Source organism: Pseudomonas ogarae (assembly GCF_014268695.2).
Taxonomy (GTDB): Bacteria; Pseudomonadota; Gammaproteobacteria; order Pseudomonadales; family Pseudomonadaceae; genus Aquipseudomonas; species Aquipseudomonas kilonensis.
On record NZ_CP077086.1, the window covers coordinates 1265432 to 1288799 of the forward strand.

Here is a 23368-nt window from a genome sequence, read left to right on the forward strand (position 1 = left end):
GGTGATACGGCTATTGGTTTTTGCAACTCATTCACAGCTAGCAAACGTTTGCATGGCGCCGGATCGGCGAATTCAGGCAAGACGTCTGCGTGAGGGCTTCCAAAGGAAACCCTCGCTGTGTGGCTATACGGTTATGGGTTCAGGCTGACGCCCGAGAACACGTTGCGACCGAAGGGGCTGACTTTGAACCCTTCGACTTTGGTACTCAGCGGCTGGTTGACCGTCGAGTGGGCAACAGGGGTGATCGGCACTTGCTGCTTGAGCAACTGCTGGGCCTGTTTGTAGAGCACGGTGCGCTGGTCGCGGTCGGTGACGACCTTGGCCTGCTTGATCAGCTTGTCGTAGTCCTGGTCACACCACATGGAGTAGTTGTTGCCGCCAATGGCGTCGCAGCTGTACAGCGTGCCCAACCAGTTGTCCGGGTCCCCGTTGTCACCGGTCCAGCCGATCAGGCTGATGTCGTGCTCGCCGTTCTTGGTGCGCTTGATGTACTCGCCCCATTCATAGCTGACGATCTTCACCTTCAAGCCGATCTTCGCCCAGTCGGCCTGGAGCATCTCGGCCATCAGCTTGGCGTTGGGGTTGTAAGGGCGCTGTACGGGCATGGCCCAGAGGGTGATTTCGGTGCCTTCCTTGACCCCGGCGGCCTTGAGCAGCTCCTTGGCTTTTTCCGGGTTGTAGGGAACGTCCTTGATGGTCTCGTCGTAGGACCATTGGGTCGGCGGCATGGCGTTCTGTGCCAGTTGTCCCGCGCCCTGGTACACGGCATTGAGAATGCCTTGCTTGTTCACCGCCATGTCCAGCGCCCGGCGCACGTCGACCTGGTCGAACGGCTTGTGGCGGGTGTTATAGGCGATGTAGCCGAGGTTGAAGCCGGGCTTCTCGATCAGTTGCAGCTTGGGGTCGTTCTTCAAGGCCGGCACGTCCGCCGGACGCGGATGCAGGGTGACCTGGCATTCGTTGGCTTTGAGCTTCTGCACCCGCACCGAGGCGTCGGTGTTGATGGAGAAGATCAGGTTCTTCAGTTTCACGCGTTCCGGCGCCCAGTACTTATCGTTGGCGACGTAGCGGATGTTCGAGTCTTTCTGGTAGCTCTTGAACTCGAACGGCCCGGTGCCGATCGGCTTCTGGTTGATGTCGCTCGGCTTGCCGTTCTTGAGCAACTGGTCGGCGTACTCGGCCGACAGGATCGCGGCAAAACTCATGGCGATGTTCTGGATGAACGCGGCGTCGACGCTGTTGAGGGTCATGACCACGGTCAGTGGCCCGGTCGCCTCCACCTTGGCGATGTTCTTGTTCAGGCTCATGCCGTTGAAGTACGGGAACTCGGTGGGGTAGGCCTTGCGGAACGGATGCTGCGGATCCAGCATGCGGTTGAAGGTGAACAGCACGTCGTCGGCGTTGAAATCCCGGGTCGGCGTGAAGTAGTCGGTGGTATGGAACTTCACCCCTTCACGCAGGTGGAAGGTGTACTTCAAGCCGTCTTCGGAAATGTCCCAACGGGTCGCCAGGCCCGGCACGACGTTGGTCGCGCCTTTTTCAAACTCGGCCAGGCGGTTGTACAGCGGCTCGGCGGCATCGTTGTCGGTGGCCGTGGTGTATTGCGCGGTGTCGAACCCAGCGGGGCTGCCTTCGGAACAAAACACCAGGCTGCCGCCAGCAGCCTGGGCTGCGGATGTCGCGGCCAACAGGCCGGTGCCCAGCAATGCGGATAAAACCAAGGTATGGCGCATGACGCTCCCTCTCTCATTCGGGGTGTTTTAACAGTGAGCCGGTGTCTGTCCGAGGGCAGGTCCGGAGCACTGAGCTCATTCCATTGCGTAGCGATGCCGCAGGATCAGCAAGCCGTCCAGGCCCGACGGTATGAGTCGTGGGCCTGGCGGTAAATGCGTAATGCCTGAAAGACTTGTGGGAAAAGGCGATACGTCCTAAACCAACTGCTGTGGTACGCAGTGCTTTTGGATGTAGGCGATTTCCTGAGTCTTGGCTTAAAGCAACGGCATGCCGTGGGAGCGAGCCCTGCTCGCGATGGTGTTGTTGGTACACCGCCATCGCGCTTAAAAAGGAGCCGCTACGCCCGAAGCGTCGGACCGGCCCAGCGGGAGCAAGCTCCCTCGCCACAGGTCACCTTATTTGCTGACGCTGACGCCGTAGAAGGAGTTCAAGCCAAAGGGGCTGATCTTGAAATCCTGCACGTTGGCGCGCATGGGTTGATACACCGTCGAGTGAGCGATAGGTGTCATTGGCACGGCATCCTTGAGGACGTGTTGTGCCTGTTTGTACAGTTCGGTGCGCTTGGCCTGGTCGGTGGTGCGCTTGGCTTCCTTGACCAGTCCATCGAATTTCTTGTCGCACCATTTGGAGAAGTTGTTGCCGGCCAGCGAGTCGCAGCCGAACAGCACGTTGAGCCAGTTGTCCGGGTCACCGTTATCACCGCTCCAGCCGATGATCATCGCCTGGTTCTCGCCGCCTTTGGAGCGCTTGATGTACTCGCCCCATTCGTAGCTGACGATGTTGACGTTCAGGCCGATTTTCTTCCAGTCGGACTGCAGCATCTCGGCCATCAGTTTCGCGTTCGGGTTGTACGGACGCTGGACCGGCATCGCCCACAGGGTGATGTTGGTGCCTTCCTTGACGCCGGCTTCCTTGAGCAGCGCCTTGGCTTTCTCAGGGTCGTACTTGGCGTCCTTGATGGTGGTGTCGTAGGACCATTGGGTCGGCGGCATGGCGTTGACAGCCAGCTGGCCGGCGCCCTGGTACACCGAGTCGATGATCTGCGGCTTGTTGACCGCCATGTCCAGCGCCTGGCGGACTTTCAGGTCAGCCAGCACGTTCGGCTCGTTGCTGCCCTTGATCTTGTCCATCACGTTATAGGCGATGTAGCCCAGGTTGAAACCCGCCTGGTCAGGCATCTTCAGTGCCTTGTCTTCCTTCAGGGCCTTGAGGTCGGCCGGGCGTGGGAAGAGGGTGATCTGGCATTCGTTTTTCTTGAGCTTCTGCATGCGCACCGACGGGTCGGTGGTGATGGCGAAGATCAGGTTGTCGATCTTCACGTCGTCAGGCTTCCAGTAGTCCTTGTTCCCGGTGTAGCGGATGTTGGAGTCTTTCTGGTAGCTCTTGAACACGAACGGGCCGGTGCCGACCGGCTTCTGGTTGATGTCCGCGGCCTTGCCTTCCTTGAGCAACTGGGCGGCGTATTCGGCGGACTGGATCGAGGCGAAGCTCATGGCCATGTTCTGGATGAACGCGGCGTCGACATCCTTGAGGGTGAACTTGACGGTGTGGTCGTCGACTTTATCGATCTTGGTGATGTTGGTGTCCATCCCCATGTCGGTGAAGTACGGGAATTCGGTAGGGTAGGCCTTACGGAACGGGTCATCCTTGCTGATCATGCGATTGAAGGTGAACAGCACGTCGTCGGCGTTGAATTCGCGGGTCGGCTTGAAGTACGGGGTGGTGTGGAACTTGACGCCTTCACGCAGGTGGAAGGTGTAGGTCAGGCCGTCTTCGGAAATATCCCACTTGGTCGCCAGGCCAGGAATCACGGCGGTGCCGCCACGTTCGAACTGGGTCAGGCGGTTGAACATGGTCTCTGCAGAGGCGTCGAAGTCGGTTCCGGTGGTGTACTGACCAGGGTCAAAACCGGCCGGGCTCCCTTCGGAGCAGAACACCAGGTTAGTCGCGGCTTGGGCGAAAGGTGCGCTGGCTAATAAGCTTGCGCCGACTAAAAACGGAATGACCGCTTGTTTAAGCATGTTGGCCTCATGATTTGTTGTCATTTTTGGATTTGAGGGCGACCTCGTGAGTCGTCCTGCGGATACTTATGCAGGCCCCATACCCAATGCAAGATCCAGAGCGGTCACAAGCCCGAAACAGTGGCACGAACGTACCTTAATGTCGCATCTGTGTAACTTTCGACGCATTTGATCGTTTGCGCGTGTTTTTTCGGGGTAAATAGCGCTCTTTTCGGGGGCGTTTTTCGGCTGCGGTGCACCGGGAAAGGGCGGGTGTTACCTCTTCAAACCCGCGCCGTAGAAGGGTATGTGGACTGATGGGCTGAGTTTGAAAACCCTGTTTATCGCTCCAGTCAGTTGTCGGTTATCGGGGGGCAGGTGTAAATCATTGCAGCATGTTCGCCATTTTTTGCGCGCTTGATGTGCTTGCTTCATTCATGCTGACGATGGTCTTGATCCAATTTTGCTGGAGCATTTGTGCTGGCATTCGTGCGTTCGGGGGGATGCGCGTTGCACCGTCATTGCCCATGAGTTGAGGGTGGTACTCGGCGCAACCTGCGGCTTTCCTGGGTGGCGCCTTGTTGTTTCGGGGGCGAGGCTGTCTCTCCCGGCCGTACCCCCGTCAAGTCTGTGGGAGCAAAGCTTGCTCGCGAGGCGGCCTAATAGCCGACCTGGCTTTCCCGGCCATACTCCGATCCAACTGTGGGAGCGAGCCTGCTCGCGAAGGCGGTCTGACAGCCGGCCAGGGTTTTGTTGGTGGGGTACATATCCATTGCTGCGGTGACGGCTGCTTAGGGTTCCGCCCTGACGGCGGCTCACTTTTGAGAAGCGCAAAAGTAAGCAAAACGCTCTTGCCCCACCACTCGGTGCCTCGCCTAGGCTCGGCATGTCCTCACTCCGGCATTGCTCCGTGGGCCCGCCGCGAAGGGCCATCCATGGCCCAGCGCGGCTATCCCGGCATCCATGCCGGGATGCCCACTCCACAATGCCTGCGTTCGGCCATCGTGGTTAACGGGGCGCCCGAGATCAACGTCCACCGCGAGGCGGCCTAGTAGCCGACCTGGTTCTCCTGGTCGTACACCTATCAGATCTGTTTGAGCAGGACCTGTGGGAGCAAAGCTTGCTCGCGATGGCGGTCTGATTGAGTACATATCCATTGCTGCTGTAACGGCGGCTTAGGGTTCCGCCCTGACGGCGGCTCACTTTTGAGAAGCGCAAAAGTAAGCAAAACGCTTTTGCCCCACCACTCGGTGCCTCGCCTAGGCTCGGCATGCCCGAACGAAGGCATTGCTCCGTGGGCCGCCGCGAAGGGCCATCCATGGCCCAGCGCGGCTATCCCGGCATCCATGCCGGGATGCCCACTCCACAATGCCTGCGTTCGGCCATCGTGGTTAACGGGGCGCCCCAGATCAACGTCCGCCCCGAGGCGGCCTAGTAGCCGACCTGGTTCTCCCGGTCGTACACCCATCAGATCTGTTTGAGCAGGACCTGTGGGAGCAAAGCTTGCTCGCGAGGCGGACTTACAGCCGGTCTGTTTCTTCGGCTGTCCCCAACCCAAATTGTGGGAGCGAGCTTGCTCGCGATGAGGCCAGCAAGCTCAACATGCATGTGACTGAACCACCGCCATCGCGAGCAAGCTTTGCTCCCACAGGAGAAACGCGGTCTCACCAAGAGCCAGGTCGGCTATAAGGCCGCCTCGCGGTGGACGTTGATCTCGGCGCCCCGTTAACCACGATGGCCGAACGCAGGCATTGATCCGTGGGCACCTCGGCATGGATGCCGAGGTAGCCGCGCTGGGCCATGGATGGCCCTTCGCGGCGGCCCACGGAGCAATGCCGGAGTGAGGGCACACCGAGCCTAAGCGAGGTGCCGAGTGGTGGGGCAGAAGCGCTTTGGTTACTTTCGCGCTTTTCGAAAGTGACCCGCCGTCAGGGCGGAACCATTAGTCGCCGTCACAAAAAAAACGGATATACACACATCTCTGAAAAGGGGCCGCTGCGCAGCCCAGCGGGAGCAAGCTCCCTCGCCACGGCGGTTGCAGCGCCAGGAGGTGTGATGAGTCATTCATTTGTGTCGGAAGGATCACCTGCCACGAAACGAAACATCCCACAGCTTTTTAAGGTTGCCGCTCGGAAGTGGGCTCTCTAACCTTTTTCTTGTCGCTGCAAAACAGCGGCCGGGAGTGGGAACCCGAAATTAATAGGTCGTAAGCCTCACGACCATAACGGCAAGTGATGGCTCCAATTTCATCAGGAGCATGCACATGAACGAAGGAAAGACTGAACCGAACTTCAACAGAACAAATCCATTGGCGGATTTCGACTCCATCGAAGACCTACTCAAAGACCGCGCCGCTGCCGAGCGGGCACTTAACCATTACCTCAACCCAAAAAAACCAGAGCCAAGCACCGACCCGCGCATCGACAGCCTGTTTTCCGTCACCGCCAAAGCCGATGCCGACACACTACTGACCAGCACCTCCGAAACCCTGGCCTCGATAAAAGCCATGGCCGAGGACCTGGCCTTTGAAGTGGAGGGCACGCGACGCAGCGTGGCGCTGGGGATTCATCAATTGGTGGAGTTGTGCCAGTTGCTGGTGGACAAGGCGTTGGATCAGCTTGAGGCACCGGCCAGCCCTGCACCGTAATCCCCTGTGGCGAGGGAGCTTGCTCCCGCTGGGGCGCGAAGCGGCCCCAACAGCAGCGACTGAATCCATCTGATACACCGAGGTGTCAGGTTTGGGGCTGCTGCGCAGCCCAGCGGGAGCAAGTTCCCTCGCCACGGGAGTTTTGTCGCTCGGCTTCGGTGGTTCAGTCAGTGAGACTGGCTGAACCACCGCCAATCATCACTGCATCGACACCTCAACCACCCCATCCGCCGTCATCGTCACCTGGCTGGTGCCCGCTTCAACTTCCGGCGTCACCGACTCAGCATCCATCGACGCCGCTTTCATCATCATCTGCGGGCGCATGTACGGTTGTGGATAACCGTTGGTATTGAAGTTCAGGTTGACGATTTTGTAACCCTTGCCGCCCAGGGCGTCGGTGGCCAGTTGGGCGCGGGCCTTGAAGGCGTTGACGGCTTCCTTGAGCAGGGCGTCTTCGCTGGTTTTACGGGTGGCGGTGGCGATGGCGAAGTCCATGCCGCCCATTTTCAGGTCGCCCAGCAGTTCGCCGGTGAGTTTGGACAGGGCAGCGAAGTCGGCGCTTTCCAGGCGCAGTTCGGCGCGCTCACGCCAGCCGGTGATTTTCTGGCCTTTGTTGTCGTAGACCGGGTAGCTGTTGCGGCTGCCCTGGCGCAGGTTGATGTCCTTGACCTCTTTGGCCTGGCCGATGGCTTTGTTCAGCGTGGTGCTGACGGCGGCGGCGAGTTTGGCCGGGTCGGTGTTCTGTTCCTCGGTGTAGAGGGTGACGATCATCAGGTCGCGGGCTACTTCCTGGCTGACTTCGGCGCGCAGGGAAATCTGGTTGTAGTGCAGCTCATCGGCGGCCAGGGCCGGCAGGCTGGCGACGGTGCCGAGGCTGAGGGCGAGCAGGGCGGCGGGGCGACTGAACGTGTGCATGAAAGCTCCTTGGGATGATGCGCAGGGATGGGGTCCGGGCCTGCGTGAACGTTAAGACTCTAGCTTTTATGGGTGGGTTCGCACAGTTACAACTTCTATACAGATCATGCACGGTGAAAGGCTTTCTGTGGCACGCCGCAAGGCCGGAGGCTGTGGCGCTTTGCCGCATATCTGCCGCTGCAAGCCGCGCCTTGGTTATACTCCGTGCGATTCGCCTGGAGCGCTCATCAGGAGAGCTCATGCTCGCCCCTTTGCAAATGACTTCCGCCTCTCGCCAGAACCTCTGGCGCCTGACATTCATCCGCATTCTGGTCCTGGCGGCCCAGGCCGGCTCGGTGGGGCTCGCCTATTGGTTCGACCTGCTGCCGCTGCCCTGGCTGCAATTGGCGATCACCCTGGTCTGCTCCAGCGTGCTCTGTGCGCTGACGGCGATTCGCCTGCGCACCTCGTGGCCGGTGACCGAGCTGGAATACGCCGTACAACTGGCAGGCGACCTGTTTATCCACAGTGCGCTGCTGTATTTCTCTGGCGGTTCCACCAATCCCTTCGTCTCTTATTACCTGGTGCCACTGACCATCGCCGCGGTGACGTTGCCGTGGCGCTATTCGCTGATTCTTTCCGGTATCGCCCTGGCGCTGTACACCTTGCTGCTGGCGCGCTTCTATCCGCTGGAAACCTTCCCCATCGCCCGGGAAAACCTGCAGATCTACGGCATGTGGCTGAGTTTCGCCCTGGCCGCGGGGGTCATCACTTTTTTTGCCGCGCGCATGGCCGAGGAGCTGCGCCGCCAGGAAGAGCTGCGGGCCATCCGCCGTGAAGAGGGCCTGCGCGACGAGCAATTGTTGGCCGTGGCGACCCAGGCCGCCGGTGCTGCTCATGAATTGGGCACGCCGCTGGCGACCATGAGTGTGCTGCTCAAGGAAATGCGCCAGGATCACCACGACCCGGCGCTGCAAGATGATCTCAGCGTGCTGCAGGATCAGGTCAAGCTCTGCAAGGAAACCCTGCAATACCTGGTGCGTGCCGCCGAGGCCAACCGCCGGCTGGCCATCGACATGCAAGACGTCACCGATTGGCTCGACGAAGCGCTGAACCGCTGGCACCTGATGCGCCCGGAAGCCAGTTATCGCTTCCAGCGCCTGGGCCAGGGCCCGGTGCCGCGCATGGCGCCGCCGCCGGACCTGACCCAGGCGTTGCTGAACCTGCTGAACAACGCCGCCGACGCTTGCCCCGAAGGGCTGGAAGTGGCGTTGGACTGGAACGTCTATGAGCTGACCATCAGTATTCGCGACCATGGTGCGGGTGTGCCGCTGGCGATTGCCGAGCAGATCGGCAAACCGTTCTATACCACCAAGGGCAAAGGTTTCGGCCTGGGCCTGTTTTTGAGCAAAGCCAGCGTGACACGCGCCGGCGGCTCGGTGAAACTCTACCCCCATGAGGAAGGCGGCACGCTCACCGAGCTGCGCCTGCCCCATGCCGACCGAGGAGACGAAACATGAGTGACGAGATCCAAGTCGACGGCGAAGAACTGCCGCACCTGTTGCTGGTAGATGACGACGCCACGTTTACCCGCGTCATGGCCCGCGCCATGTCCCGTCGCGGTTTTCGCGTCAGCACCGCAGGTTCTGCCGAAGAAGGCCTGACCATCGCCCAGGCCGACCTGCCTGACTACGCCGCCCTGGACCTGAAAATGGACGGCGATTCGGGCCTGGTGCTGCTGCCCAAGCTGCTGGAGCTGGACCCGGAGATGCGCGTGGTGATCCTCACCGGTTATTCGAGCATCGCCACCGCGGTCGAGGCCATCAAGCGCGGTGCCTGCAATTACCTGTGCAAACCGGCGGATGCCGATGATGTACTGGCGGCGTTGTTGTCCGAGCACGCCGACCTCGACACCCTGGTACCGGAAAACCCCATGTCGGTGGATCGCCTGCAATGGGAGCACATCCAGCGGGTGTTGACCGAGCACGAAGGCAACATCTCCGCCACGGCCCGCGCCCTGGGCATGCACCGGCGGACCTTGCAGCGCAAATTGCAAAAGCGTCCCGTGCGTCGCTGAACCTGCGCTGAACAGGTGTTGTCCACCCTCGCGACACATCGGGCCGTTGCTTTATGATCGGCCCGAGTTCTTTTCCCTATTGAGCCTTAACCATGAATCAGAACGCTGAATATTCCGCGGTCAATGACGCGGTGCGCGGGCAGTTTTTCCGCCGTGTCTGGCAAATGACCACGCCGTACTGGCGCAGTGAGGAGAAGGGCAAGGCCTGGACGCTGTTGATCGCCGTGATCGCGCTGTCGCTGTTCAGCGTGGCGATTTCGGTGTGGATCAACAGTTGGTACAAGGATTTCTACAACGCCCTGCAAGAAAAGGACAGCGCGGCGTTCTGGCAGTTGATCCTGTATTTCTGCGGCATTGCGGCGGTGGCGATCCTCGGCGCGGTCTATCGCTTGTACCTCACGCAGATGCTCACCATTCGCTGGCGGGCCTGGCTGACGGAGCAGCATTTTGCCCGTTGGCTCAATGACAAGAACTATTACCGACTGGAGCAGGGCGGTTATACCGATAACCCGGACCAGCGGATTTCCGAAGACCTCAACAGCTTTACCAGCAATACCCTGAGCCTGGGCCTGGGGTTGCTGCGTACCGTGGTCAGCCTGGTGTCGTTCTCGATCATTTTGTGGGGCGTGTCAGGCAGCATCGAAGTGTTCGGCTACACCATCCCCGGCTACATGTTCTGGTGTGCGCTGGTGTATGCGGCGGTGGGCAGTTGGCTGACGCACCTGATCGGCCGTCGCCTGATCGGTCTGAACAACAACCAGCAACGCTTCGAAGCGGACCTGCGTTTCTCCATGGTCCGGGTGCGCGAAAACGCCGAGAGCATTGCCCTGTACAACGGCGAACCGAACGAAAACCGTCGCTTGAGCGGGCGTTTTGGCCTGGTCTGGCATAACTTCTGGGACATCATGCGGGTGTCCAAGCGCCTGACGTTCTTCACCTCCGGCTATGGCCAGATCGCGATCATCTTCCCGTTCATCGTCGCCGCGCCGCGCTACTTCGCCGGCAAGATCCAGCTGGGCGAGCTCATGCAGATCAACTCGGCCTTCGGCAATGTGCAGGAGAACTTCAGTTGGTTCATCAGTGCTTATGCCGACCTCGCCGCGTGGCGCGCCACCTGCGATCGTCTGCTGAGCTTCCGCCAAGCCATGAGTGACAACGAAGACCGTGTGCCGGCCATCGATGTGCAAAACCAGGGCGATGGGTTGAAGGTTCATCACCTGGGGCTGGACCTGGCCGACGGTCGCCATTTGCTCGAGAACGCCGACATGACCGTGGAGCCGGGCGAGCGGGTGATGCTCAGTGGCCGTTCAGGCAGCGGCAAATCCACCCTGCTGCGGGCGATGGGGCACTTGTGGCCGGCGGGGCACGGGACGATCCGGCTTCCGGCTGCGCGTTACCTGTTCCTGCCGCAGAAGCCTTATCTGCCGATTGGCAGCCTGCGTGAGGTAATGAGTTATCCACAGGCCGGCGATATCTACCCCAACGAACGTTATGCACAGGTGCTGGAAACCTGCCGCCTGCCGCACCTGATCTCGCGGCTGGATGAGAGCAACCACTGGCAACGCATGCTCTCGCCTGGCGAGCAACAACGCCTGGCCTTTGCCCGGGCATTGCTTTATGCGCCGCAATGGTTGTACATGGACGAAGCCACGTCGGCGATGGATGAAGAAGACGAGGCGACGCTGTACCAGGCGTTGATCGACCAGTTACCGGGCCTGAGCATCGTCAGCGTTGGCCACCGAAGCAGCTTGAAACGTTTCCATCCGCGACATGTGCGTATCGAAAATGGCCAACTGGTGGAGCGCACCGTGACAGCATAAACACCCAAAACCTGTGGGAGCGAGCTTGCTCGCGATAGCGGTGTATCAGTTGATATTGATGTGGCTGACCCACCGCCATCGCGAGCAAGCCCGCTCCCACAGGGGGTTTGTGGTGAGCCGGATGCTAATGCACACAACTGATCCAGTGTGGGAGCGAGCTTGCTCGCGATGAAGGCCATCCGATTCCAGCCCAAGACTCATCAATGCACCCACGGTGATCGTACAACCACGTTGCGCTATGATGATGCCATTCAGCCGTTTACCGAGACACAGCCCCATGGAAAACCCGATCGAAGTACCACGCTTTCCCCGCAAGCGCCGCAGCCTGGCGCAGGAGCTGGTGACGGTGTTGACCGAGCAGATTCGCGACGGCCTGCTCAAGCGTGGCGATAAATTGCCCACCGAGTCGGCGATCATGGAAGCCCATGGCGTCAGCCGTACCGTGGTGCGCGAGGCGATTTCCCGCTTGCAGGCGGCCGGCCAGGTGGAAACCCGCCATGGCATCGGCACTTTCGTGCTGGACACGCCGAGCCCCAGCGGTTTTCGCATTGACCCGGCCACCGTGGTCACCTTGCGTGACGTGCTGGCGATCCTGGAGTTGCGCATCAGCCTGGAAGTGGAGTCCGCCGGGCTGGCGGCGCAGCGACGCAGCGACGAGCAACTGGCCGCGATGCGCGCCGCCCTGGACGCCTTGAACGAAAGCGCCGCCCACGCCAGTGATGCGGTGGCCTCGGACTTCGCCTTCCACCTGGAAATCGCCCTGTCCACCGGCAACCGCTACTTCACCGACATCATGACCCACCTGGGCACCAGCATCATTCCGCGTACCCGGGTGAACTCGGCGCGCCTGGCCCACGATGACCAGCAGCGCTACATGAACCGCCTGAGCCGCGAGCACGAGGAGATCTACGACGCCATCGCCCGCCAGGACTCCGAGGCAGCCCGTGCGGCCATGCGGTTGCACCTGACCAACAGCCGCGAGCGGCTGCGCCAGGCCCATGAAGAGGCGCAGGCGCAGGGCTAGCTGCTGTCAGTTGAGATGAGGTGAGTCACACAGATACTGCGTTGCTGCTCGCTTACCAGCCGACAAACGCACGGAGATGGCTACTACGCCTTGACCCGCAACATTTGCGGCTCGGATGTATCGGGATCCCAGCTCTCGTAGCTAACCTCGTAACGAAGCTCAACCAATTTGCCGATGTAAGCTGTCAAGTCGGCATTGGTTAGCGTCATTGTCACATCCTTGCAGGGCGTACCTTCCTCGCCCTCGGTCAGCGGTGTAAACGCGCCTACCGGAGTTGGAGACGTCGAGCCGACGCCCAGAGTCAGTCGGGCGTTTGAGTAGGGGTCGAAATCTGCATCCGGAATCTTCACGGTCAACGTCTCTACCTGTGACAAGTTGATCGTGACTTCCCCTGTGGTTGGAAAACCCTTGAGCGTCGGTTTCGCATAGCTCTTCGCCATGATGTCACTCCCTGTGAGGCAGCCCTGATCGTCGCGTACGGGCGACTCACTTAAAAGATTGTGAAAGGGACTACGGCCGTGCACAGCACAGCCATGCCTGGGTTATGCCCCCTTGCCATAACGGCGCCTACTGACAGAGTTGACAGTGGCGATGAGCGGTCCTGGTGCTCGGTCGGCAAGTTTCATCAGTCTTTTCCATCCTGCTCAAAGGCCCGATCTACAAGGTTTTGCGACAAACGCCTCAACCCCGACACCCGACAAAAGACGAAATGCAGTTGACGTTCATATTTTAAGTTGTACGATGACCTACAACTTCACATGAAGCTGAACCGTTTCCTACAACACATCATTTGCGTCCAGGGTGTTCGAATAATGAATCCACAAGAACTGAAGTCCATCCTCTCGTCTGGCCTGCTGTCGTTCCCGGTCACCGATTTCACTGCCCAAGGCGATTTCAATCGCGACAGCTACATCAAGCGCCTCGAGTGGCTGGCCCCGTATGGCGCCTCTGCCTTGTTCGCGGCGGGCGGCACTGGTGAATTCTTCTCCCTGGCCGCCAGCGAGTATTCGCAGGTCATCAAGACCGCCGTCGATACCTGCGCCACCAGCGTGCCAATCCTTGCCGGTGTTGGCGGTGCCACTCGCCAGGCCATCGAATACGCTCAAGAAGCCGAGCGCCTGGGCGCCAAGGGCCTGTTGCTGCTGCCGCATTACCTGACCGAAGCCAGCCAGGACGGCGTTGCCGCCCACGTTGAGGCCGTGTGCAAATCGGTGAAGATCGGCGTGGTGGTGTACAACCGCAACGTCTGCCGCCTGAACGCCACTTTGCTGGAACAACTGGCCGAGCGCTGCCCGAACCTGATCGGCTACAAGGATGGCCTGGGTGATATCGAACTGATGGTGTCGATCCGTCGCCGCCTCGGCGATCGCTTCAGCTACCTGGGCGGCTTGCCGACCGCAGAAGTCTATGCCGCGGCCTACAAGGCCCTGGGCGTGCCGGTCTACTCCTCGGCGGTGTTCAACTTCATTCCGAAAACCGCGATGGATTTCTACCACGCCATTGCCCGCGACGATCACGAGACCGTTGGCAAGATCATCGACGACTTCTTCCTGCCGTACCTGGACATCCGCAACCGCAAGGCCGGTTACGCAGTGAGCATCGTCAAGGCCGGCGCGAAAATCGTTGGCTATGACGCGGGCCCTGTGCGTACGCCGCTGACCGACCTGTTGCCAGAAGAATACGAAGCACTGGCTGCGCTGATCGACAAGCAAGGCAAGCAGTAACACACCCCATAAAGCCGCTGAGCAATCAGCGGCTTTTTGCGTAAGGCTTGATCGTTCCCACGCATCGCGTGGGAATGCAGTGAGGGACGCTCTGCGTTCCTAGACAGCTTTTGTAGAAGGAGTAGCTCCGTGGCAGATTCAAAGCGTTTCGATAACTACATCAACGGCCAATGGGTAGCCGGTGCTGACTATTGCACCAACGTCAACCCGTCTGACTTGTCCGATGTCATCGGTGAATACGCCAAGGCTGACGCAGCGCAAGTCAATGCCGCCATCGAAGCCGCCCGCGCCGCCTTCCCTGCCTGGTCGACCTCGGGCATCCAGGCCCGTCACGATGCGCTGGACAAAGTCGGCAGCGAGATCCTCGCCCGCCGTGAAGAACTCGGCCAACTGCTGGCCCGGGAAGAGGGCAAGACCCTGCCCGAAGCCATCGGCGAAGTGACCCGCGCCGGTAACATTTTCAAGTTCTTCGCCGGTGAATGCCTGCGCCTGTCGGGCGATTACGTGCCGTCGGTGCGCCCGGGCGTCAACGTCGAAGTGACCCGCGAAGCCCTCGGTGTGGTTGGCCTGATCACCCCGTGGAATTTCCCGATTGCCATTCCCGCGTGGAAAATCGCCCCGGCCCTGGCCTACGGCAACTGCGTGGTGATCAAGCCTGCCGAACTGGTGCCGGGCTGCGCCTGGGCCCTGGCCGAGATCATTTCCCGTGCCGGTTTCCCGGCCGGTGCGTTCAACCTGGTGATGGGCAGCGGCCGCGTGGTTGGCGAAGTGCTGGTCAACAGCCCGAAAGTCGACGGCATCAGCTTTACCGGCTCCGTGGGCGTAGGGCGGCAGATCGCGGTCAACTGCGTGTCGCGCCAGGCCAAGGTGCAGTTGGAAATGGGCGGCAAGAACCCGCAGATCATCCTCGACGATGCCGACCTCAAGCAGGCCGTCGAACTGGCAGTACAGAGCGCGTTCTACTCCACTGGGCAGCGCTGCACGGCCTCCAGTCGCCTGATCGTCACCGCCGGCATCCATGACAAGTTCGTCGAGGCCATGGCCGAGCGCATGCAGTCGATCAAGGTTGGCCATGCATTGAAGGCCGGCACCGATATCGGCCCGGTGGTTTCCGAAGCCCAGCTCAGCCAGGACTTGAAGTACATCGACATCGGCCAGAGCGAAGGTGCGCGGTTGGTCAGCGGTGGCGGCCTGGTGACGTGCGACACTGAAGGTTACTTCCTGGCACCGACCCTGTTCGCCGACAGCGAAGCCTCGATGCGCATCAGCCGCGAAGAGATCTTCGGCCCGGTGGCCAACGTCGTGCGCGTGGCTGACTACGAGGCGGCACTGGCGATGGCCAACGACACCGAGTTCGGTCTGTCCGCCGGTATCGCCACCACCTCGTTGAAGTACGCCAACCACTTCAAGCGCCATTCCCAGGCGGGCATGGTGATGGTCAACCTGCCGACCGCCGGCGTGGATTACCACGTGCCGTTCGGCGGGCGCAAAGGTTCGTCCTATGGGTCGCGTGAGCAAGGTCGCTACGCGCAAGAGTTCTACACCGTGGTGAAGACCTCTTACATCGGATCGTAAAACGCAACACCGGTCGGCACCGGGCACCGGTGCCGACCGCACACATTGATTTCCCGTATAAAAATAAATAGTGGAAGTAGATTACATGCAAGAGACCAAGCCGACGCACGTCCGCTATTTGATCCTGCTCATGCTGTTTTTGGTGACGACGATCAACTATGCCGACCGTGCCACCATCGCCATCGCAGGCTCCAGCCTGCAAAAAGACCTCGGCATCGATGCCGTCACCCTCGGTTATATCTTCTCCGCTTTCGGCTGGGCCTACGTGGCCGGGCAGATTCCCGGCGGCTGGCTGCTCGACCGTTTCGGCTCGAAAAAAATCTATGCCTTGAGCATTTTCACCTGGTCGCTGTTCACCGTGCTGCAAGGCTATGTCGGTGAATTCGGCATGTCCACGGCCGTGGTTGCGCTGTTCATGCTGCGCTTCCTGGTTGGGCTGGCCGAAGCGCCGTCCTTCCCGGGCAACGCACGGATCGTCGCCGCCTGGTTCCCCACCGCAGAACGCGGTACCGCCTCGGCGATCTTCAACTCGGCGCAATATTTTGCCACCGTGTTGTTCGCACCGCTGATGGGCTGGATCGTCTACCGTTTCGGCTGGCAGCACGTGTTCATTGTGATGGGCGTAATCGGCATTGTGTTCTCGCTGGTCTGGCTGAAGGTGATCTACAGCCCGCGCCAGCACCCGATGATCAACGAGGCCGAGTTCAATCACATCGCTGCCAACGGCGCGATGGTCGACATGGACCAGGACAAGGGCAAGGAGAAGAAAGCCGACGGTCCGAAGTGGGATTACATCCGTCAACTGCTGACCAACCGCATGATGCTCGGCGTGTACCTGGGCCAGTACTGCATCAATGGCATCACCTACTTCTTCCTGACCTGGTTCCCGGTGTACCTGGTGCAGGAGCGCGGCATGACCATCCTCAAGGCCGGTTTCATTGCGTCCTTGCCGGCGATCTGCGGTTTCATCGGTGGTGTGCTGGGCGGGGTGATTTCCGACTACCTGCTGCGCAAGGGCCATTCGCTGACCTTCGCCCGCAAGGCGCCGATCATCGCCGGCCTGCTGGTGTCCAGCAGCATCGTGGCGTGCAACTACGTCGACATCGAATGGATGGTGGTGGGCTTCATGGCCCTGGCCTTCTTCGGTAAAGGCGTCGGCGCACTGGGCTGGGCCGTGGTCTCCGACACGTCGCCAAAACAGATCGCTGGCCTGAGCGGTGGCCTGTTCAACACCTTCGGTAACCTGGCATCGATCACCACGCCAATCGTCATTGGCTACATCATCAGCGCCACTGGCTCGTTCAAATGGGCACTGGTGTTCGTCGGTTGCAACGCGCTGGTAGCGGTGTTCAGCTACCTGGTCATCGTCGGGCCGATCAAGCGTGTCGTGCTCAAGGAACCAACGGCCAAGGATGTCGACATCTCCAGCCTGTCTGAAGCTAAATCCTGAAGGAGCGGCGTCCATGCAACTGATTGAACATGCCGATTCGCCGCGTTACATCCGCCTGCACGAGCGGGACAACGTAGTGATCGTCGTTAATGACCAGGGCGTACCGGCCGGGACCGAGTTCCCGGACGGCCTGGTCACCGTCGACTTTGTGCCGCAGAGCCACAAGGTCACGCTGCAGGATATTCCCGAGGGTGGCGAGGTGATTCGCTACGGCCAGGTCATTGGCTACGCGCTGCAACCAATCCCTCGCGGCAGTTGGGTCAAGGAAGACCAGTTGCGCATGCCCACCGCGCCGCCGCTGGACAGCCTGCCGCTGTCCACCGACGTGCCGGTGGCCGATGCGCCGCTGGAGGGCTACACCTTCGAGGGTTACCGCAACGCCGACGGTACCGTCGGCACACGCAATATCCTGGGCATCACCACCACGGTGCAGTGCGTGACCGGGGTGCTGGACCATGCGGTCAAGCGCATCAAGGATGAGCTGCTGCCCAAGTACCCGAACGTCGATGACGTGGTGGCGCTGACCCACAGCTATGGCTGTGGCGTGGCGATCACTGCCACCGATGCCTACATCCCGATCCGCACCGTGCGCAACCTGGCGCGCAACCCGAACCTGGGGGGTGAGGCATTGGTGATCAGCCTGGGCTGCGAGAAATTGCAGGCCGGGCAGGTCATGCATGAAGGCGACAGTTCGGTGGACCTCAGCGAGCCATGGTTGTATCGCTTGCAGGATTCCAGCCACGGTTTCACCGAAATGATCGAGCAGATCATGGAACTGGCCGAGACCCGTCTGAAGAAACTCGACCAGCGCCGTCGCGAAACCGTACCGGCTTCGGAGTTGATCCTGGGCATGCAGTGCGGCGGCAGCGATGCGTTCTCCGGCATCACCGCCAACCCGGCGCTGGGCTACGCCTCGGACCTGTTGCTGCGGGCGGGGGCGACGGTGATGTTCTCCGAAGTCACCGAAGTGCGCGATGCGATCTACCTGCTGACTTCCCGGGCGCAAACCCAGGAAGTGGCCCAGGAACTGGTGCGTGAAATGGACTGGTACGACCGTTACCTGGCCAAGGGCGAGGCTGATCGCAGTGCCAACACTACGCCAGGCAACAAGAAGGGCGGGCTGTCGAACATCGTTGAAAAGTCCCTGGGCTCGATCGTCAAGTCCGGCAGCAGCGCGATCAACGGCGTGCTCGGCCCGGGCGAGCGCTTCAAGCAAAAGGGCCTGATCTTCTGCGCCACGCCGGCCAGTGACTTTGTCTGCGGCACGCTGCAACTGGCGGCGGGGATGAACCTGCACGTGTTCACCACCGGCCGCGGCACGCCGTACGGCTTGGCCATGGCCCCGGTGGTAAAGGTCTCGACCCGCACCGAACTGGCCCAGCGCTGGCCGGACCTGATCGACATCGACGCCGGCCGGATCGCCACTGGACGGGCGACCATCGAGGAACTGGGCTGGGAGCTGTTCCACTACTACCTGGACGTGGCCAGCGGCAAGAAACAGACCTGGGCCGAGCGGCACAAACTGTACAACGACATCACCTTGTTCAACCCGGCACCGATTACCTGAGCCTGATTGCAGGGCTAGAGCTTGCTGGCGATGGTGTTGCTGACATGGCCATCGCGAGCAAGCTCGCTCCCACAAAGGATGTGGGGATGATTGCGGATTCTGTGACCGCCGCCGATCCAGTGTGGGAGCGAGCTTGCTCGCGATGGCGGCGGCACATTCAGCATTGATGCAAGCTGATCCGACGATAGCGCTCTAACAGACGCCAATGCCGTGAGTGGCTTATCATTAGCCACCTAACGACGCCTCTCTCAAGGTCCCCGGCATGCTGGCAATTTTCCTCGAAACCCTGAACATCACCGCGCCGGTGTTTGCCATGCTGTTTCTGGGGGCGTTGCTCAAGCGCATCAACTGGATCAACGACAACTTCATCCACATCGCCTCGTCCCTGGTGTTCAACGTCACCATGCCGGCGCTGTTGTTCCTCGGCATCCTGCATGCCGACCTGCATGCGGCGTTGCAGCCCGACCTGCTGATCTACTTTTCCATCGCTACCCTGGTGAGCTTCGCGATGGCCTGGGGCTGGGCGATCTGGCGTTGCCCGCGCGAAGATCGCGGCATCTATACCCAAGGTGCGTTTCGCGGCAACAACGGGGTCATCGGCCTGGCACTGGCCGCGAGCATGTATGGCGACTACGGGATTTCCCTGGGGGCGATTCTCGCGGCGCTGGTGATCCTGTTCTACAACACCTTGTCGACCATCGTGCTGGCGGTCTACAGCCCGGTGATCAAGTCTGACCCGTGGAGCATCTGCAAGAGTGTGATCAGCAACCCGTTGATCATCAGCGTGATCATCGCCGCGCCGTTCGCCTATTGGCAGATCGGCCTGCCGAACTGGTTCGAGACCTCGGCCAAGTACCTGTCGCAAATGACCTTGCCCCTGGCGTTGATCTGCATCGGCGGCACGCTGTCGCTGGCGGCCCTGCGCAAGAGCGGCAAGATGGCCCTGAGCTCAAGCCTGGTGAAGATGGTCGGCCTGCCACTGGTGGCCACCCTCGGTGCCTGGCTCTGGGGCTTTCGCGGGGCGGAGCTGGGGATCCTGTTCCTGTACTTCGGCAGCCCCACCGCCGCCGCCAGTTACGTCATGGCCCGGGCGGCCGACGGCAACCATGAACTGGCGGCGGCGATCATCGTCATCACCACGCTGATGGCGGCGATTACCACCAACCTGGGGATCTTTGTGTTGCAGTGGGGTGGGTGGATCTAGGCTTGGGTTTGCGCTGTTCTTGAGGTCCAAATCGCTAGCGAGCTCGCTCCCACAGGTATATCGCAATCACCTGTGGGAGCGAGCCTGCTCGCGATAGCGATCTAACAGTCACTCAGATTTCTGATAACTATCGATCACTTCCTGCGCCGCCCGAAACGCATCGATCGCCGCCGGCACGCCCGCGTACACCGCGCAATGCAGCAATGCCTCGCGAATCTCTTCCACCGTACAGCCGTTGTTCAGCGCGCCACGCACGTGGCCTTTGAGTTCCTGCGGGCACTTGAGGGCAGTGAGGGCGGCCAGGGTGATCAGGCTACGGGTCTTCAACGGCAAGCCGTCGCGGCTCCAGACGCTGCCCCAGGCATGTTCGTTGACGAAGTCCTGCAAGGGTTGGGTGAATTCGGTGGCGTTGCCCAGCGCGCGGTCGACGAACGCGTCGCCCATGACCTGGCGACGCATGTCCAGGCCGGTCTTTGGAGTGTCGGTCATGGCAAATCCCTCTTGTGGTGTTGGCGGCGCCAGGCGCGCAGGGAGGTGAACAGCAAGAATGCGAGCAGGGCCGGCAACACATAGAACAGCATCAGCCGTTCCAGTTGGCCGGCCAGGGGCATGCCGGTGGTGAACGACACCACGTGCAGCCCGTAGGCCAGGTACAAGCCCAGTAACAGCAGGCCTTCGGCGCGGGTGACACGATAACCGGAATAGAATACTGGCAGGCACAGCACCGCCACGCCGAGCATCACCGGCAGGTCGAAATCCAGGGCGTTCGGCGAGACCGACAGCGGCGTGGGCGCGGCGAGGGCGGTTACTCCCAGCACGCCCAGCAGGTTGAACAGGTTGCTGCCGATCACGTTGCCTACCGCAATGTCCCGTTGGCCGCGCAGGGCGGCGATCAGCGAGGTGGCGAGTTCCGGCAGCGAGGTGCTGACGGCGACGATGGTCAGGCCGATGATGCGTTCCGAAAGCCCCAGGTCCGTCGCCACTTCCACCGCGGCGCCCAGCAGCAGGTGGCCGGCGAAAACCAGCATGGCCAGGCCCAGCACGATCATCGACAGGCTCTTGGGCCAGGACCCCTGGGCCACGGTGATACCCTCGGCGTGCGGTCGCCCCGAGTGTCGCGATTGGCGCAGCAACAGGCCCAGGTACACCGCCAGGGCCACCAGCAGCCATACGCCGTCCAACCGGGTCAGTTCTTCATTCCAGGCCAGCACGAACACCAGCAGGCTGGCACCGATCATCAACGGGATGTCCAGGCGCACCAGTTGGCGCGAGACGCGCAGCGGAATGATCAGCGCCGAGAGCCCGAGGGTGACGAGGATGTTGAAAATGCTGCTGCCGATCACGCTGCCCACGGCGATGTCGGCGTTTTGCGCCAGGGTTGCCTGCAGGCTGACGGCCATTTGTGGGGCGCTGCTGCCGAACGCGACAACGGTCAGCCCGATGATCAGCGGCCGTACCTGCAAGCGTGCCGCCAGGCCCACGGCGGCTCGTACCAGCAGTTCGGCACCGCCGATGAGCAACAGCAGGGCGCCGAACAATTCGATCAGGCTGAGCAGCGGTAGGGCGGTGAGTAGGGAAATGGCCGGGCTCCGTCTATCAGTCGTCGAGGGCTTGCACGCGCACCCGTGCGGTGCCGCTGCGCAACATGCCCAGTTGTTCGGCGGCTGCGCGGGATACGTCGATCAAACGACCACGAGTATACGGGCCGCGGTCGTTGATGCGGACCACGACGCTGTCGTTGTTTTTCAGGTTGGTGACTTTCACCCGAGTGCCGAACGGCAACTGGCGATGGGCGGCGGTCAGGCCATTCTGGTTGAAACGCTCGCCGCTGGCGGTGCGTTTGCCATGGTGCCGGGCACCGTAATAAGAGGCGACGCCGGTCTGGTCGTAGCCGTGTGGATCGACCGTCCCACTCTGGCTGGCGCAACCGGCCAGCAGGGACAGCAGGGCGCAGGCGCCGAGGAGACGCTTCATGTGGGGTTTCCAACTACAGATATGGGAGCTGACCAGTGGGAGTAAAGCCTGTGGAAGCTAAGCCAGTGAGAGCAAAGCCTGTGGGAGCAAAGCTTGCTCGCGATGAACGATAACGCGGTCCACTGATGGATCGAGGTGTCTTCATCGCGAGCAAGCTTTGCTCCCACAGGCTCGCTCCCACAAGGACGAAGGGAGCCAGGCTTGAAATCTGGCCCCATGGTCATCAGCCCTCGAGCTTGCTTTTGAGCAGTTCGTTGACCTGTTGCGGGTTGGCCTTGCCCTTGGAGGCTTTCATGGCCTGGCCGACGAAGAAGCCGAACATCTTGCCGCGCTTGGCTTCGTCTGCCGCACGGTACTGTTCGACTTGCTCGGCGTTGGCCGCGAGCATTTCATCGAGCACGGCGGAAATGGCGCCGGTGTCGGTGACCTGCTTCAAGCCGCGCTTCTCGATGATCTCGTCGGCGCTGCCTTCACCATTGGCCATGGCTTCGAACACCATCTTGGCGATCTTGCCGGAAATGGTGTTGTCCTTGATCCGCACCAGCATGCCGCCCAGTTGCTCGGCCGAGACCGGCGACTGGTCGATTTCCAGGCCCTGCTTGTTCAGCAGGCTGCCCAGCTCGACCATCACCCAGTTGGCCGCCAGCTTGGCGTCGCCGCCGATGCTCACGACTTTCTCGAAGTAATCGGCCTGTTCGCGGCTGGTGGCCAGGACGTTGGCGTCATAGCTCGACAGCCCGAATTGCGCCTGGAAGCGCTCGCGTTTCTGTGGTGGCAGTTCCGGCAGGGTGGCGCGCACCTCGTCGAGGAACGAATTCTCGATGACCACCGGCAGCAGGTCCGGGTCGGGGAAGTAACGGTAGTCGTTGGCTTCCTCTTTGCTGCGCATCGGACGGGTCTCGTCCTTGTTCGGGTCGTACAGGCGCGTCTGCTGGATGACCTTGCCGCCGTCCTCGATCAGTTCGATCTGGCGCTGGATCTCGCTGTTGATCGCCTTCTCGATGAAGCGGAACGAGTTGACGTTCTTGATCTCGCAGCGGGTGCCGAACTCGACCTGGCCCTTGGGCCGGATCGACACGTTGCAGTCGCAGCGCAGCGAGCCTTCGGCCATGTTGCCGTCGCAGATGCCCAGGTAACGCACCAGCGCATGGATTGCCTTGACGTAGGCCACGGCTTCCTTGGCGCTGCGCATGTCCGGCTCGGAAACGATTTCCAGCAGCGGCGTGCCGGCACGGTTCAGGTCGATGCCGGTGGCGCCATTGAATTCTTCGTGCAGGCTCTTGCCGGCGTCTTCTTCCAGGTGCGCACGGGTGATGCCGACGCGCTTGACCGTGCCGTCTTCCAGGGCGATGTCTAGGTGGCCCTTGCCAACGATCGGCAATTCCATCTGGCTGATCTGGTAGCCCTTGGGCAGGTCCGGGTAGAAGTAGTTCTTGCGGGCGAACACGTTGTGCTGGCCGATCTCGGCGTCAATCGCCAGGCCGAACATCACCGCCATGCGCACCGCTTCGGCGTTGAGCACCGGCAGTACACCGGGCATGCCCAGGTCCACCAGGCTGGCCTGGGTGTTGGGCTCGGAGCCGAATGTGGTGGAGCTACCGGAAAAGATTTTCGACCGGGTGGTGAGCTGGGTATGAATCTCCAGCCCGATCACGACTTCCCATTGCATGTGTTTCTC

The 23368-nt window shown here is 61.1% G+C and carries 19 protein-coding genes; 11 read left to right on the plus strand and 8 right to left on the minus strand.

All coding sequences use genetic code 11. The features are described from left to right. Positions 1–131 precede the first annotated feature (131 nt). Together HU749_RS05345 and HU749_RS05350 are read right to left on the minus strand one after the other, a co-directional pair. The gene (locus HU749_RS05345) at positions 132–1733 is read right to left on the minus strand and encodes an ABC transporter substrate-binding protein (protein ID WP_095962050.1); all 1602 of its coding nucleotides are present in this window, start codon (positions 1731–1733) and stop codon (positions 132–134) included. Between the two features lie 396 nt (positions 1734–2129). Beyond that, entirely contained in the window at positions 2130–3755 is a 1626-nt protein-coding gene (locus tag HU749_RS05350) for an ABC transporter substrate-binding protein (protein ID WP_095962049.1), read from the minus strand. A 1273-nt stretch (positions 3756–5028) separates the two neighbouring features. On the opposite strand from HU749_RS05350, the gene HU749_RS05355 reads away from it, so the two are divergent. Together HU749_RS05355 and HU749_RS05360 are read left to right on the plus strand one after the other, a co-directional pair. Further along, on the plus strand, positions 5029–5169 hold the full coding sequence (locus HU749_RS05355) for a hypothetical protein (protein ID WP_217870595.1): 141 nt from the start codon (positions 5029–5031) through the stop codon (positions 5167–5169). Positions 5170–5997: 828 nt separating this feature from the next. Next, positions 5998–6381, plus strand: coding sequence for a DUF6124 family protein (locus tag HU749_RS05360; RefSeq protein ID WP_053179962.1), 384 nt, complete (start codon positions 5998–6000; stop codon positions 6379–6381). A gap of 198 nt (positions 6382–6579) precedes the next feature. On the opposite strand, the gene HU749_RS05365 is transcribed toward HU749_RS05360, so the two are convergent. Beyond that, a complete protein-coding gene (locus HU749_RS05365) occupies positions 6580–7296 on the minus strand; it encodes an SIMPL domain-containing protein (RefSeq protein WP_095974671.1) in 717 nt (238 codons plus the stop codon). 239 nt (positions 7297–7535) lie between these two features. On the opposite strand from HU749_RS05365, the gene HU749_RS05370 reads away from it, so the two are divergent. The 4 genes from HU749_RS05370 (at position 7536) to HU749_RS05385 (ending at position 12196) form a co-directional block, all read left to right on the plus strand. Beyond that, the gene (locus HU749_RS05370; RefSeq protein WP_046063171.1) at positions 7536–8795 is read left to right on the plus strand and encodes an ATP-binding protein; all 1260 of its coding nucleotides are present in this window, start codon (positions 7536–7538) and stop codon (positions 8793–8795) included. Then, positions 8792–9352: a response regulator transcription factor gene (locus HU749_RS05375; protein ID WP_003177957.1), complete on the plus strand. Its 561-nt coding sequence runs from the start codon at positions 8792–8794 to the stop codon at positions 9350–9352. The genes HU749_RS05370 and HU749_RS05375 overlap by 4 nt, the downstream gene beginning before the upstream one ends. Before the next feature lie 92 nt (positions 9353–9444). Further along, complete coding sequence (locus HU749_RS05380) at positions 9445–11172, plus strand: ABC transporter ATP-binding protein/permease (RefSeq protein WP_046063172.1); 1728 nt, start codon at positions 9445–9447, stop codon at positions 11170–11172. A 277-nt stretch (positions 11173–11449) separates the two neighbouring features. Continuing rightward, positions 11450–12196 carry a FadR/GntR family transcriptional regulator gene (locus HU749_RS05385; RefSeq protein ID WP_003197797.1) on the plus strand — a complete coding sequence of 249 codons (747 nt, stop codon included), beginning with the start codon at positions 11450–11452 and terminating at the stop codon, positions 12194–12196. Between the two features lie 83 nt (positions 12197–12279). Here HU749_RS05385 and HU749_RS05390 read toward each other — a convergent pair whose 3' ends face one another. Continuing rightward, on the minus strand, positions 12280–12636 hold the full coding sequence (locus tag HU749_RS05390) for a hypothetical protein (protein ID WP_189664601.1): 357 nt from the start codon (positions 12634–12636) through the stop codon (positions 12280–12282). Between the two features lie 372 nt (positions 12637–13008). Between HU749_RS05390 and kdgD the strand changes: the two genes are divergently transcribed. From kdgD to HU749_RS05415, 5 genes are all read left to right on the plus strand, one after another. Beyond that, positions 13009–13920, plus strand: coding sequence for a 5-dehydro-4-deoxyglucarate dehydratase (gene kdgD, locus HU749_RS05395; RefSeq protein WP_003177964.1), 912 nt, complete (start codon positions 13009–13011; stop codon positions 13918–13920). A gap of 129 nt (positions 13921–14049) precedes the next feature. Continuing rightward, on the plus strand, positions 14050–15495 hold the full coding sequence (locus HU749_RS05400; protein ID WP_014336611.1) for an aldehyde dehydrogenase family protein: 1446 nt from the start codon (positions 14050–14052) through the stop codon (positions 15493–15495). A gap of 85 nt (positions 15496–15580) precedes the next feature. Beyond that, the gene (locus HU749_RS05405) at positions 15581–16945 is read left to right on the plus strand and encodes an MFS transporter (RefSeq protein WP_079302669.1); all 1365 of its coding nucleotides are present in this window, start codon (positions 15581–15583) and stop codon (positions 16943–16945) included. Between the two features lie 13 nt (positions 16946–16958). Continuing rightward, positions 16959–18512: a galactarate dehydratase gene (garD, locus tag HU749_RS05410; RefSeq protein WP_014336613.1), complete on the plus strand. Its 1554-nt coding sequence runs from the start codon at positions 16959–16961 to the stop codon at positions 18510–18512. A gap of 262 nt (positions 18513–18774) precedes the next feature. Further along, positions 18775–19716, plus strand: coding sequence for an AEC family transporter (locus HU749_RS05415; RefSeq protein WP_046063174.1), 942 nt, complete (start codon positions 18775–18777; stop codon positions 19714–19716). A 108-nt stretch (positions 19717–19824) separates the two neighbouring features. On the opposite strand, the gene HU749_RS05420 is transcribed toward HU749_RS05415, so the two are convergent. The 4 genes from HU749_RS05420 to gatB form a co-directional block, all read right to left on the minus strand. Beyond that, positions 19825–20205 carry a carboxymuconolactone decarboxylase family protein gene (locus HU749_RS05420; protein ID WP_024616067.1) on the minus strand — a complete coding sequence of 127 codons (381 nt, stop codon included), beginning with the start codon at positions 20203–20205 and terminating at the stop codon, positions 19825–19827. Continuing rightward, entirely contained in the window at positions 20202–21263 is a 1062-nt protein-coding gene (locus HU749_RS05425) for a calcium/sodium antiporter (protein WP_095963071.1), read from the minus strand. Before HU749_RS05425 ends, HU749_RS05420 begins: the two co-directional genes overlap by 4 nt. A 49-nt stretch (positions 21264–21312) precedes the next feature. Beyond that, positions 21313–21690, minus strand: a complete 378-nt coding sequence (locus HU749_RS05430) for a septal ring lytic transglycosylase RlpA family protein (protein ID WP_014336618.1) — start codon at positions 21688–21690, stop codon at positions 21313–21315. 223 nt (positions 21691–21913) lie between these two features. Continuing rightward, positions 21914–23359, minus strand: a complete 1446-nt coding sequence (gene gatB, locus HU749_RS05435; protein WP_003197813.1) for an Asp-tRNA(Asn)/Glu-tRNA(Gln) amidotransferase subunit GatB — start codon at positions 23357–23359, stop codon at positions 21914–21916. Positions 23360–23368 lie beyond the last annotated feature (9 nt).

Excerpts from the sequence above, each read along its gene's own strand:
- HU749_RS05345 (WP_095962050.1), bottom strand. The coding sequence starts at position 1,733 with ATGCGCCATACCTTGGTTTTATCCGCATTGCTGGGCACCGGCCTGTTG.
- HU749_RS05350 (WP_095962049.1), bottom strand. The coding sequence starts at position 3,755 with ATGCTTAAACAAGCGGTCATTCCGTTTTTAGTCGGCGCAAGCTTATTA.
- HU749_RS05360 (WP_053179962.1), top strand. The coding sequence starts at position 5,998 with ATGAACGAAGGAAAGACTGAACCGAACTTCAACAGAACAAATCCATTG.
- HU749_RS05365 (WP_095974671.1), bottom strand. The coding sequence starts at position 7,296 with ATGCACACGTTCAGTCGCCCCGCCGCCCTGCTCGCCCTCAGCCTCGGC.
- HU749_RS05370 (WP_046063171.1), top strand. The coding sequence starts at position 7,536 with ATGCTCGCCCCTTTGCAAATGACTTCCGCCTCTCGCCAGAACCTCTGG.
- HU749_RS05375 (WP_003177957.1), top strand. The coding sequence starts at position 8,792 with ATGAGTGACGAGATCCAAGTCGACGGCGAAGAACTGCCGCACCTGTTG.
- HU749_RS05380 (WP_046063172.1), top strand. The coding sequence starts at position 9,445 with ATGAATCAGAACGCTGAATATTCCGCGGTCAATGACGCGGTGCGCGGG.
- HU749_RS05385 (WP_003197797.1), top strand. The coding sequence starts at position 11,450 with ATGGAAAACCCGATCGAAGTACCACGCTTTCCCCGCAAGCGCCGCAGC.
- HU749_RS05390 (WP_189664601.1), bottom strand. The coding sequence starts at position 12,636 with ATGGCGAAGAGCTATGCGAAACCGACGCTCAAGGGTTTTCCAACCACA.
- kdgD (WP_003177964.1), top strand. The coding sequence starts at position 13,009 with ATGAATCCACAAGAACTGAAGTCCATCCTCTCGTCTGGCCTGCTGTCG.
- HU749_RS05405 (WP_079302669.1), top strand. The coding sequence starts at position 15,581 with ATGCAAGAGACCAAGCCGACGCACGTCCGCTATTTGATCCTGCTCATG.
- garD (WP_014336613.1), top strand. The coding sequence starts at position 16,959 with ATGCAACTGATTGAACATGCCGATTCGCCGCGTTACATCCGCCTGCAC.
- HU749_RS05415 (WP_046063174.1), top strand. The coding sequence starts at position 18,775 with ATGCTGGCAATTTTCCTCGAAACCCTGAACATCACCGCGCCGGTGTTT.
- HU749_RS05420 (WP_024616067.1), bottom strand. The coding sequence starts at position 20,205 with ATGACCGACACTCCAAAGACCGGCCTGGACATGCGTCGCCAGGTCATG.
- HU749_RS05430 (WP_014336618.1), bottom strand. The coding sequence starts at position 21,690 with ATGAAGCGTCTCCTCGGCGCCTGCGCCCTGCTGTCCCTGCTGGCCGGT.
- gatB (WP_003197813.1), bottom strand. The coding sequence starts at position 23,359 with ATGCAATGGGAAGTCGTGATCGGGCTGGAGATTCATACCCAGCTCACC.